Origin of the sequence: Halorubrum sp. Atlit-26R, assembly GCF_003666015.1 — an archaeon.
Classification (GTDB): Archaea; Halobacteriota; Halobacteria; order Halobacteriales; family Haloferacaceae; genus Halorubrum.
In genome coordinates, this window is record NZ_QPLT01000420.1 from 1 (window position 1) to 501 (window position 501).

The window sequence follows — 501 nt, forward strand, 5'->3', positions numbered from 1 at the left end:
ACGCGACGGCCTCGGCCGGGACGGTCTCGAACGAGGCGGACCCGGTCACGCTCGCGTACGCGACGGACGATACGACGCTGACGGTGACGCTGCCGACCGTCACCCACGAACACCCCGTCGACCCGACGTCGGAGGAGCAGATCCCGCGGCTGAGCGAGTGGCCGGGCGGAGCCACGGTCCATCACCGAGCCGGACCGCTGCGGGAGGTCTGTGACTACTTCGCGGGGATCGCGGAGGTGATCGCCGTCGAGTACGACGCCTCCCGGGACGCCTTCCGGATCGAAAGCGTGGACGAGGAGTCGGGCGATGACCCGCCCCGGGCGGCGGGAACCTACGAGCGGTCCGGGACCGAACTCCCCGGCGAGACGGGCGCCGCGACGGTCCGGGCGGCGTTCGACAGCGCGCTGCTGCGCGATCTCGTCGCGCCGGCGCCGACGGACGCCCGCGTTCGGCTCGACGTCGCCGACGCGCACCCGCTCCGACTGGGGTGGACGAACACCC

At 73.5% G+C, this 501-nt stretch carries 1 protein-coding gene; it reads left to right on the forward strand.

What is annotated here, in order from left to right:
• Positions 1-501 (forward strand): hypothetical protein (locus DVK07_RS23085; protein WP_158603223.1); only part of this gene is annotated, 501 nt, incomplete at both ends.